General features: G+C 50.0%; 21 protein-coding genes and 1 pseudogene. 21 read left to right on the top strand and 1 reads right to left on the bottom strand.

Annotation, left to right across the window (positions count from 1 at the left end; translation table 11 throughout):
• The 3 genes from IM314_RS21565 to bfr all read left to right on the top strand — a co-directional run.
• A partial coding sequence (locus IM314_RS21565) for a hypothetical protein (RefSeq protein WP_000340867.1) occupies nt 1-82 on the top strand: 82 nt, incomplete at its 5' end.
• Nucleotides 83-259: 177 nt separating this feature from the next.
• Nucleotides 260-454, top strand: a complete 195-nt coding sequence (bfd, locus tag IM314_RS21560) for a bacterioferritin-associated ferredoxin (protein ID WP_003863268.1) — start codon at nt 260-262, stop codon at nt 452-454.
• 72 nt (nt 455-526) lie between these two features.
• Nucleotides 527-1003, top strand: a complete 477-nt coding sequence (gene bfr, locus IM314_RS21555; protein WP_028014636.1) for a bacterioferritin — start codon at nt 527-529, stop codon at nt 1001-1003.
• On the opposite strand, the pseudogene IM314_RS21550 reads toward bfr, so the two are convergent.
• A pseudogene (locus IM314_RS21550) lies at nt 987-1459 on the bottom strand (A24 family peptidase). The gene bfr and the pseudogene IM314_RS21550 overlap by 17 nt on opposite strands.
• A gap of 381 nt (nt 1460-1840) precedes the next feature.
• On the opposite strand from IM314_RS21550, the gene rpsJ reads away from it, so the two are divergent.
• From rpsJ to rplR, 18 genes are all read left to right on the top strand, one after another.
• Entirely contained in the window at nt 1841-2152 is a 312-nt protein-coding gene (rpsJ, locus tag IM314_RS21545; protein WP_001181005.1) for a 30S ribosomal protein S10, read from the top strand.
• Between the two features lie 32 nt (nt 2153-2184).
• Nucleotides 2185-2814, top strand: a complete 630-nt coding sequence (gene rplC, locus IM314_RS21540) for a 50S ribosomal protein L3 (RefSeq protein ID WP_003863274.1) — start codon at nt 2185-2187, stop codon at nt 2812-2814.
• A gap of 10 nt (nt 2815-2824) precedes the next feature.
• Entirely contained in the window at nt 2825-3430 is a 606-nt protein-coding gene (rplD, locus tag IM314_RS21535; RefSeq protein WP_000424395.1) for a 50S ribosomal protein L4, read from the top strand.
• Nucleotides 3427-3729, top strand: coding sequence for a 50S ribosomal protein L23 (gene rplW, locus IM314_RS21530; protein WP_000617546.1), 303 nt, complete (start codon nt 3427-3429; stop codon nt 3727-3729). The genes rplD and rplW overlap by 4 nt, the downstream gene beginning before the upstream one ends.
• Nucleotides 3730-3746: 17 nt before the next feature.
• Nucleotides 3747-4568, top strand: coding sequence for a 50S ribosomal protein L2 (gene rplB / locus IM314_RS21525; RefSeq protein ID WP_000301859.1), 822 nt, complete (start codon nt 3747-3749; stop codon nt 4566-4568).
• Nucleotides 4569-4584: 16 nt separating this feature from the next.
• Nucleotides 4585-4863 (top strand): 30S ribosomal protein S19, encoded by a 279-nt coding sequence (gene rpsS / locus IM314_RS21520; RefSeq protein WP_001138117.1) that lies wholly within the window; start codon nt 4585-4587, stop codon nt 4861-4863.
• Between the two features lie 14 nt (nt 4864-4877).
• Nucleotides 4878-5210: a 50S ribosomal protein L22 gene (rplV, locus tag IM314_RS21515; protein WP_002919773.1), complete on the top strand. Its 333-nt coding sequence runs from the start codon at nt 4878-4880 to the stop codon at nt 5208-5210.
• 17 nt (nt 5211-5227) lie between these two features.
• Nucleotides 5228-5929: a 30S ribosomal protein S3 gene (gene rpsC / locus IM314_RS21510; protein ID WP_000529945.1), complete on the top strand. Its 702-nt coding sequence runs from the start codon at nt 5228-5230 to the stop codon at nt 5927-5929.
• Between the two features lie 12 nt (nt 5930-5941).
• A complete protein-coding gene (rplP, locus tag IM314_RS21505; RefSeq protein WP_002919759.1) occupies nt 5942-6352 on the top strand; it encodes a 50S ribosomal protein L16 in 411 nt (136 codons plus the stop codon).
• Complete coding sequence (gene rpmC / locus IM314_RS21500) at nt 6352-6543, top strand: 50S ribosomal protein L29 (protein ID WP_003863282.1); 192 nt, start codon at nt 6352-6354, stop codon at nt 6541-6543. The genes rplP and rpmC overlap by 1 nt, the downstream gene beginning before the upstream one ends.
• Nucleotides 6543-6797 (top strand): 30S ribosomal protein S17, encoded by a 255-nt coding sequence (gene rpsQ, locus IM314_RS21495; protein ID WP_008503489.1) that lies wholly within the window; start codon nt 6543-6545, stop codon nt 6795-6797. The genes rpmC and rpsQ overlap by 1 nt, the downstream gene beginning before the upstream one ends.
• Nucleotides 6798-6963: 166 nt before the next feature.
• Nucleotides 6964-7335 carry a 50S ribosomal protein L14 gene (gene rplN, locus IM314_RS21490; protein ID WP_002919748.1) on the top strand — a complete coding sequence of 124 codons (372 nt, stop codon included), beginning with the start codon at nt 6964-6966 and terminating at the stop codon, nt 7333-7335.
• Nucleotides 7336-7345: 10 nt separating this feature from the next.
• On the top strand, nt 7346-7660 hold the full coding sequence (rplX, locus tag IM314_RS21485; protein WP_003863287.1) for a 50S ribosomal protein L24: 315 nt from the start codon (nt 7346-7348) through the stop codon (nt 7658-7660).
• Between the two features lie 14 nt (nt 7661-7674).
• Nucleotides 7675-8214, top strand: coding sequence for a 50S ribosomal protein L5 (gene rplE / locus IM314_RS21480; protein WP_001096202.1), 540 nt, complete (start codon nt 7675-7677; stop codon nt 8212-8214).
• 14 nt (nt 8215-8228) lie between these two features.
• Nucleotides 8229-8534, top strand: a complete 306-nt coding sequence (gene rpsN, locus IM314_RS21475; protein WP_003863291.1) for a 30S ribosomal protein S14 — start codon at nt 8229-8231, stop codon at nt 8532-8534.
• A gap of 30 nt (nt 8535-8564) precedes the next feature.
• On the top strand, nt 8565-8957 hold the full coding sequence (gene rpsH / locus IM314_RS21470; RefSeq protein WP_006178918.1) for a 30S ribosomal protein S8: 393 nt from the start codon (nt 8565-8567) through the stop codon (nt 8955-8957).
• Between the two features lie 12 nt (nt 8958-8969).
• Nucleotides 8970-9503, top strand: coding sequence for a 50S ribosomal protein L6 (rplF, locus tag IM314_RS21465; RefSeq protein WP_003863296.1), 534 nt, complete (start codon nt 8970-8972; stop codon nt 9501-9503).
• A 9-nt stretch (nt 9504-9512) separates the two neighbouring features.
• On the top strand, nt 9513-9866 hold the full coding sequence (gene rplR, locus IM314_RS21460; protein ID WP_003863297.1) for a 50S ribosomal protein L18: 354 nt from the start codon (nt 9513-9515) through the stop codon (nt 9864-9866).
• The last annotated feature ends 4 nt before the right edge of the window (nt 9867-9870 follow it).

Here is a 9870-nt window from a genome sequence, read left to right as displayed (position 1 = left end):
GATGGACGACGGTCTGCGTTTCGCAATCCGTGAAGGCGGCCGTACCGTTGGCGCGGGCGTTGTTGCTAAAGTTCTGGGCTAATTAATTATCCCTGAATAAAAAAAGGACGCTTCGGCGTCCTTTTTTGTTTTCTGTATCTTTCCTTGTCACAAAATCTCGCATTTTTTAACCGCTCCCGGCCCGTATCCTTGCGTATGTGCTATTGTAATCATAACCATTCTCACTTACACTTTGCGCATATTTTGAACGGGAGTCTCTATGTACGTTTGTTTATGTAATGGTGTAAGCGACAAAAAAATTCGTCAGGCCGTTCGCCAGTTTCAGCCACAATCTTTCCAGCAGCTTCGCAAATTTGTTCCGGTGGGAAATCAATGCGGTAAATGCGTTCGCGCAGCGCGTGAGATCATGCAGGACGAACTGATGCAGATCCCGGAATTCAAAGAGATCGCGTAAGCCTCTATCTTTTTTTTGACATCCCCGTAGCCCGTTCTACGCTTCAATGAGTGGAAGCGGAGGGACTATATAATGAAAGGTGATGTTAAAATCATAAGTTATCTCAATAAATTATTGGGAAATGAGCTTGTCGCAATCAACCAGTACTTTCTTCACGCGAGAATGTTTAAAAACTGGGGTCTGACACGTCTGAATGACGTTGAGTACCATGAATCTATAGATGAGATGAAACACGCTGATAAATACATCGAGCGTATCTTATTCCTTGAAGGCATCCCAAACCTGCAGGATCTCGGCAAGCTGGGCATCGGTGAGGATGTCGAAGAGATGCTGCGTTCTGACCTCCGGCTGGAGCTGGAAGGTGCGAAAGATCTGCGCGAAGCCATTGCTTATGCTGACAGCGTCCATGACTATGTGAGCCGCGATATGATGATCCAGATCCTTGCCGATGAAGAAGGCCACATTGACTGGCTGGAAACCGAGCTGGATCTCATTAGCAAAATTGGCCTTCAAAACTACCTACAGTCTCAGATCAAAGTGGAAAATTAATCAGATTTTCCCATCCAACGCATAAACCCGCTGCTGCCAGAAATGGTCCAAAGGCAGTGGGTTTTTTAATGCTCCTTTATCTGAGGTGAGAAATGAAAAAACAAGAATGCAAAGCAGCGCCATAAGCGCGGCGAGTAACGCCAGTTTAGGCAGTATGCACCAGCCATGCCACGCACCAAGTCCTGCCAGATACTTCACATCGCCATATCCCATTCCTTCCCGCCGGCAGATAAGCCGATAGCCCCAGTAAATCAAGGCAAAACCAAGATATCCAGCCACCGCCCCCATTACGGCACTCGGCAAAAAATCAGGATGGATAAAGACCTGGTAGAGCAGGCCCGTCCAGAGCAGCGGGCAGAGAAATTTATCGGGCAGCAAACCGTCGCGAATATCAGCGCGTACGAGTAGGGCCGTCAGAGAAAAATAGAACATCAGGAAGGGGAGGGTGGTTAGCATGGAAAAGGCCTCAAATGGTTTTGAGCGCATACTCGTTACAATCTGCCTGTCCGGCAACGCACAAAAACAGCAATTGCGTAGCGGCTTCAAATAAAAAAATTCAGAAAGGATATACGGCGTAAAAAGTTGCGCAGTCCTACGCATACTGAGCCTTTGACGCTTAATTTCTAAACGGCACTTGCGTCTTTCTCTGATTTACGTATAATGCGCGGGCTTGTCGTAATTGACGGCGGGTTCAATCAGAACCAGAGTAGCTCATTTTGTTACTCAACAATGCTCCCAATTGGGGGGCTACGTAAGAACGGTTACACTCTCCCATCAATCGTAATGGGTTTGAGGAGTAATCATTTTCGTTTATAAAATAATTGGAGCTCTGGTCTCATGCAGAACCAAAGAATCCGTATCCGCCTTAAAGCGTTTGATCATCGTCTGATCGATCAATCAACCGCGGAAATCGTCGAGACTGCTAAGCGCACTGGTGCGCAAGTCCGTGGTCCGATCCCGCTGCCGACCCGCAAAGAGCGCTTCACCGTTCTGATCTCCCCGCACGTCAACAAAGACGCGCGCGATCAGTACGAAATCCGCACTCACAAGCGTCTGGTTGACATCGTTGAGCCAACTGAGAAAACCGTTGATGCTCTGATGCGTCTGGATCTGGCTGCCGGTGTAGACGTGCAGATCAGCCTGGGTTAATCAGGTCATCGAGCGATTGAGAGGTTGAAACAATGATTGGTTTAGTCGGTAAAAAAGTGGGTATGACCCGCATCTTCACTGAAGATGGCGTTTCTATCCCAGTAACCGTAATCGAAGTTGAAGCAAACCGCGTTACTCAGGTTAAAGATCTGGCTAACGATGGCTACCGCGCTATTCAGGTTACCACTGGTGCTAAAAAAGCTAACCGTGTAACCAAACCAGAAGCGGGTCACTTCGCTAAAGCTGGCGTAGAAGCTGGCCGTGGTCTGTGGGAATTCCGTCTTGCTGAAGGCGAAGAGTTCACCGTAGGTCAGGACATTAGCGTTGAGCTGTTTGCTGACGTTAAAAAAGTTGACGTAACCGGTACCTCTAAAGGTAAAGGTTTTGCTGGTACCGTTAAGCGCTGGAACTTCCGTACCCAGGACGCTACTCACGGTAACTCCTTGTCTCACCGCGTTCCGGGTTCTATCGGTCAGAACCAGACTCCGGGCAAAGTGTTCAAAGGCAAGAAAATGGCAGGTCAGCTGGGTAACGAACGTGTAACCGTTCAGAGCCTGGACGTAGTACGTGTTGACGCTGAGCGCAACCTGCTGCTGGTTAAAGGTGCGGTCCCGGGTGCAACCGGTAGCGACCTGATCGTTAAACCAGCTGTGAAGGCGTAAGGGGATAGCAATGGAATTAGTATTGAAAGACGCGCAGAGCGCGCTGACTGTTTCCGAAACTACCTTCGGTCGTGATTTCAACGAAGCGCTGGTTCACCAGGTTGTTGTTGCTTATGCAGCTGGTGCTCGTCAGGGTACTCGTGCTCAGAAGACTCGTGCTGAAGTAACTGGTTCTGGCAAAAAGCCATGGCGCCAGAAAGGTACCGGCCGTGCGCGTTCAGGTTCTATCAAGAGCCCGATCTGGCGTTCAGGTGGCGTGACCTTCGCTGCGCGTCCACAGGACCACAGTCAAAAAGTTAACAAAAAGATGTACCGCGGCGCGCTGAAAAGCATCCTGTCCGAACTGGTACGTCAGGATCGTCTGATCGTTGTCGAGAAGTTCTCTGTTGAAGCGCCTAAAACTAAGCTGCTGGCACAGAAACTGAAAGACATGGCTCTGGAAGATGTGCTGATCATCACCGGTGAGCTGGACGAGAACCTGTTCCTGGCCGCACGTAACCTGCACAAGGTTGACGTACGCGATGCGACTGGTATCGACCCGGTTAGCCTGATCGCCTTCGACAAAGTCGTAATGACTGCTGATGCTGTTAAGCAAGTTGAGGAGATGCTGGCATGATTCGTGAAGAACGTCTGCTGAAGGTGCTTCGCGCACCGCACGTTTCTGAAAAAGCGTCTACTGCGATGGAAAAAACAAACACCATCGTTCTCAAAGTTGCTAAAGACGCGACCAAAGCAGAGATCAAAGCTGCTGTGCAGAAACTGTTTGAAGTCGAAGTCGAAGTCGTTAACACCCTGGTAGTTAAAGGGAAAGTTAAACGTCACGGACAGCGTATCGGTCGTCGTAGCGACTGGAAAAAAGCTTACGTCACCCTGAAAGAAGGCCAGAACCTGGACTTCGTTGGCGGCGCTGAGTAAGTCGGAGGAGTAATACAATGGCAGTTGTTAAATGTAAACCGACATCTCCGGGTCGTCGCCACGTAGTTAAAGTGGTTAACCCTGAGCTGCACAAGGGCAAACCTTTTGCTCCGTTGCTGGAAAAAAACAGCAAATCCGGTGGTCGTAACAACAATGGCCGTATCACCACTCGTCACATCGGTGGTGGCCACAAGCAGGCTTATCGTATTGTTGACTTCAAACGCAACAAAGACGGTATCCCAGCAGTTGTTGAACGTCTTGAGTACGATCCGAACCGTTCCGCGAACATCGCGCTGGTTCTGTACAAAGACGGCGAACGCCGTTACATCCTGGCCCCTAAAGGCCTGAAAGCTGGCGACCAGATTCAGTCTGGCGTTGATGCTGCAATCAAAGCAGGCAACACCCTGCCGATGCGCAATATCCCGGTTGGTTCTACCGTTCATAACGTAGAAATGAAACCAGGTAAAGGCGGTCAGCTGGCACGTTCCGCTGGTACTTACGTTCAGATCGTTGCGCGTGACGGTGCTTATGTCACCCTGCGTCTGCGTTCTGGTGAAATGCGTAAAGTCGAAGCAGACTGCCGCGCTACTCTGGGCGAAGTTGGCAATGCTGAGCATATGCTGCGCGTTCTGGGTAAAGCTGGTGCTGCACGCTGGCGTGGTGTTCGTCCTACCGTTCGCGGTACTGCGATGAACCCAGTCGACCACCCACATGGTGGTGGTGAAGGTCGTAACTTTGGTAAGCACCCGGTAACTCCGTGGGGCGTTCAGACCAAAGGTAAGAAGACCCGCAGCAACAAGCGTACTGATAAATTTATCGTACGTCGCCGTAGCAAATAATTTTAGAGGATAAGCCATGCCACGTTCTCTCAAGAAAGGTCCTTTTATTGACCTGCACTTGCTGAAGAAGGTAGAGAAAGCGGTGGAAAGCGGAGACAAGAAGCCCCTGCGCACTTGGTCCCGTCGTTCAACGATCTTTCCTAACATGATCGGTTTGACCATCGCTGTCCATAATGGTCGTCAGCACGTTCCAGTCTTTGTTACCGACGAAATGGTTGGTCACAAACTGGGTGAATTCGCACCGACTCGTACTTATCGCGGCCACGCTGCTGATAAAAAAGCGAAGAAGAAATAAGGTAGGAGGAAGAGATGGAAACTTTAGCTCAACATCGCCATGCTCGTTCTTCTGCACAGAAGGTTCGCCTTGTTGCTGACCTGATTCGCGGTAAGAAAGTGTCGCAGGCCCTGGACATCCTGACCTATACCAACAAGAAAGCTGCGGTATTGGTCAAGAAAGTACTGGAATCTGCCATTGCTAACGCTGAACACAACGATGGCGCTGACATCGACGATCTGAAAGTCGCGAAAATTTTCGTAGATGAAGGCCCAAGCATGAAGCGCATTATGCCGCGTGCGAAAGGTCGTGCAGATCGCATCCTGAAGCGCACCAGCCACATTACTGTGGTTGTGTCCGATCGCTGAGACTCTGGAGACTAGCAATGGGTCAGAAAGTACATCCTAATGGTATTCGCCTGGGTATTGTAAAACCATGGAACTCTACCTGGTTTGCGAACACCAAAGAATTCGCTGACAACCTGGACAGCGATTTTAAAGTACGTCAGTACCTGACTAAGGAACTGGCTAAAGCGTCTGTATCTCGTATCGTTATCGAGCGTCCAGCGAAGAGCATCCGTGTGACTATTCACACTGCTCGTCCTGGCATCGTTATCGGTAAGAAAGGCGAAGACGTAGAAAAACTGCGCAAGGTCGTAGCGGATATCGCTGGCGTTCCTGCACAGATCAATATCGCTGAAGTTCGTAAGCCTGAACTGGACGCTAAATTGGTTGCTGACAGCATCACTTCTCAGCTGGAACGTCGTGTTATGTTCCGTCGTGCTATGAAGCGTGCTGTACAGAACGCAATGCGTCTGGGCGCTAAAGGTATCAAAGTTGAAGTTAGCGGCCGTCTGGGCGGCGCGGAAATCGCACGTACCGAATGGTACCGTGAAGGTCGCGTACCGCTGCACACTCTGCGTGCTGACATCGACTACAACACCTCTGAAGCGCACACCACTTACGGTGTAATCGGCGTTAAGGTATGGATCTTCAAAGGTGAGATCCTGGGTGGTATGGCTGCTGTTGAACAACCGGAAAAACCGGCTGCTCAACCTAAAAAGCAGCAGCGTAAAGGCCGTAAATAAGGAGCGTCGCTGATGTTACAACCAAAGCGTACAAAATTCCGTAAAGTGCACAAAGGCCGCAACCGTGGTCTGGCGCAGGGTACGGATGTTAGCTTCGGCACTTTCGGTCTGAAAGCTGTTGGCCGTGGTCGTCTGACTGCACGTCAGATCGAAGCAGCACGTCGTGCAATGACCCGTGCAGTTAAGCGTCAAGGTAAGATCTGGATCCGTGTATTCCCGGACAAACCGATCACCGAGAAGCCACTGGAAGTTCGTATGGGTAAAGGTAAAGGTAACGTGGAGTACTGGGTTGCCTTGATCCAACCGGGCAAAGTCCTTTATGAAATGGACGGTGTTCCGGAAGAGCTGGCCCGTGAAGCCTTCGGCCTGGCAGCAGCGAAACTGCCTATCAAAACCACCTTTGTAACTAAGACGGTGATGTAATGAAAGCAAAAGAGCTGCGTGAAAAAAGCGTTGAAGAGCTGAACGCTGAGCTGCTGAACCTGCTGCGTGAGCAGTTCAACCTGCGCATGCAGGCTGCAAGTGGCCAGCTGCAACAGACTCACCTGCTGAAGCAAGTGCGTCGCAATGTTGCACGCGTTAAGACTTTACTGACTCAGAAGGCGGGTGCGTAATGACCGATAAAATCCGTACTCTGCAAGGTCGTGTTGTTAGCGACAAAATGGAGAAATCCATTGTTGTAGCTATCGAACGTATTGTGAAACACCCGATCTACGGTAAATTCATCAAGCGTACGACCAAACTGCACGTACATGACGAGAACAACGAATGTGGTATCGGCGACAAGGTTGAAATCCGTGAATGCCGTCCACTGTCCAAGACTAAGTCCTGGACGCTGGTTCGCGTTGTAGAGAAAGCGGTTCTGTAATACAGTACGCCTTCTCAATACGAATAAACGGCTCAGCGATGAGCCGTTTATTTTTTCTACCCATATTGCAGAAGCGGTGTTATAATGCCGCGCCCTCGATATGGGGCTTTTTAACGGCTCTGATTTTAGAGTCTCAGGTAGTAGTTGACATTAGCGGAGCACTAAAATGATCCAAGAACAGACTATGCTGAACGTCGCCGACAACTCCGGTGCACGTCGCGTAATGTGTATCAAGGTTCTGGGTGGCTCGCACCGTCGCTACGCAGGCGTAGGCGACATCATCAAGATCACCATCAAGGAAGCAATTCCACGTGGTAAGGTCAAAAAAGGTGATGTGCTGAAGGCGGTAGTGGTGCGCACCAAGAAGGGTGTTCGTCGCCCTGACGGTTCTGTCATTCGCTTCGATGGTAATGCATGCGTTATTTTAAACAATAACAGCGAGCAGCCTATCGGCACGCGTATCTTTGGGCCGGTAACTCGTGAACTTCGTACTGAGAAGTTCATGAAAATTATCTCTCTGGCACCAGAAGTACTCTAAGGAGCGAATCATGGCAGCGAAAATCCGTCGTGATGACGAAGTTATCGTGTTAACCGGTAAAGATAAAGGTAAACGCGGTAAAGTAAAAAATGTTCTGTCTTCCGGCAAACTTGTCGTTGAAGGTATCAACCTGGTTAAGAAACATCAGAAGCCGGTTCCGGCCCTGAACCAACCAGGCGGCATCGTTGAAAAAGAAGCTGCTATTCAGGTTTCTAACGTTGCAATCTTCAATGCGGCTACCGGTAAGGCTGACCGTGTAGGCTTTAGATTCGAAGACGGCAAAAAAGTCCGTTTCTTCAAGTCTAACAGCGAAACTATCAAGTAATTTGGAGTAGTACGATGGCGAAACTGCATGATTACTACAAAGACGAAGTAGTTAAGAAACTCATGACCGAGTTTAACTACAATTCTGTCATGCAAGTCCCTCGGGTCGAGAAGATCACCCTGAACATGGGTGTTGGTGAAGCGATCGCTGACAAGAAACTGCTGGATAACGCAGCAGCTGATCTGACAGCAATCTCCGGTCAAAAACCGCTGATCACCAAAGCACGCAAATCTGTTGCAGGCTTCAAAATCCGTCAGGGCTATCCGATCGGCTGTAAAGTAACTCTGCGTGGCGAACGCATGTGGGAGTTCTTTGAGCGCCTGATCACTATTGCTGTTCCACGTATCCGTGACTTCCGTGGCCTGTCCGCGAAGTCTTTCGACGGTCGTGGTAACTACAGCATGGGTGTCCGTGAGCAGATCATCTTCCCAGAAATCGACTACGATAAAGTCGACCGCGTGCGTGGTTTGGATATTACCATTACCACTACTGCGAAATCTGACGAAGAAGGCCGTGCTCTGCTGGCTGCCTTTGACTTCCCGTTCCGCAAGTAAGGTAGGGTTACTGAATGGCTAAGCAATCAATGAAAGCACGCGAAGTAAAGCGCGTAGCTTTAGCTGATAAATTCTTCGCTAAACGCGCTGAACTGAAAGCGATCATTTCTGATGTGAACGCTTCCGACGAAGATCGTTGGAATGCGGTTCTCAAGCTGCAGTCTCTGCCGCGTGATTCCAGCCCGTCTCGTCAGCGTAACCGCTGTCGTCAAACAGGTCGTCCACATGGTTATGTGGGCAAGTTTGGGTTGAGCCGTATCAAACTGCGTGAAGCCGCCATGCGCGGTGAAGTGCCAGGCTTGAAAAAGGCTAGCTGGTAATTACCAATTGAATCACGGGAGTAAAGACAGATGAGCATGCAAGATCCGATCGCGGATATGCTGACCCGTATCCGTAACGGTCAGGCCGCGAACAAAGTTGCGGTCACCATGCCTTCCGCCAAGCTGAAAGTGGCAATTGCCAACGTGCTGAAGGAAGAAGGTTTTATCGAAGATTTTAAAGTTGAAGGCGACACCAAGCCGGAACTGGAACTTACTCTCAAGTATTTCCAGGGTAAAGCTGTTGTAGAAAGCATTCAGCGTGTCAGCCGCCCAGGTCTGCGCATCTATAAGAAAAAAGATGAGCTGCCAAAAGTTATGGCTGGCCTTGGTATCGCAGTTGTTTCTACCTCTAAAGGTGTTATGACTGATCGTGCAGCGCGCCAGGCTGGTCTTGGTGGCGAAATTATCTGCTACGTAGCCTAATCGGAGGAAAGAATGTCTCGTGTTGCTAAAGCACCGGTCGTTATTCCTGCCGGCGTTGATGTAAAAATCGACGGTCAGGTTATTACGATCAAAGGTAAAAACGGCGAGCTGACTCGTACCCTCAACAAAGCTGTTGAAGTTAAACATGCAGATAACGCTCTGACCTTCGGTCCACGTGATGGTTTCGTGGATGGATGGGCTCAGGCTGGTACCGCGCGTGCCCTGCTGAACTCAATGGTTGTTGGTGTTACCGAAGGCTTCACTAAAAAGCTTCAGCTGGTTGGTGTAGGTTATCGTGCAGCTATCAAAGGGAATGCAGTAGGCCTGTCTCTGGGCTTCTCACACCCTGTTGAGCATCCGCTGCCGGCCGGTATCACTGCAGAATGTCCGACTCAAACTGAAATCGTGCTGAAAGGCGCTGATAAACAGCTGATCGGTCAGGTTGCAGCAGATCTGCGCGCCTACCGTCGTCCTGAGCCTTACAAAGGCAAGGGTGTTCGTTACGCCGACGAAGTCGTGCGTACCAAAGAGGCTAAGAAGAAGTAAGGTAACACTATGGATAAGAAATCTGCTCGTATCCGTCGTGCGACCCGCGCACGCCGCAAGCTCAAAGAGCTGGGTGCAACTCGCCTGGTGGTACATCGTACCCCGCGTCATATTTACGCACAGGTAATTGCACCGAACGGTTCTGAAGTTCTGGTAGCTGCTTCTACTGTAGAAAAAGCTATCTCAGAACAATTGAAGTACACCGGTAACAAAGACGCCGCTGCAGCTGTAGGTAAAGCTGTTGCAGAACGCGCTCTGGAAAAAGGCATCAGCAATGTTTCCTTTGACCGTTCCGGGTTCCAATATCATGGTCGTGTCCAGGCACTGGCAGATGCTGCCCGTGAAGCTGGCCTTCAGTTCTAAGGTA

The organism is Enterobacter cloacae complex sp. P42RS, assembly GCF_014930595.1.
Classification (GTDB): domain Bacteria; phylum Pseudomonadota; class Gammaproteobacteria; order Enterobacterales; family Enterobacteriaceae; genus Enterobacter; species Enterobacter bugandensis.
Note: the sequence above shows the minus strand (reverse complement) of the source record. Positions and strands in the feature narration are given on the sequence as shown.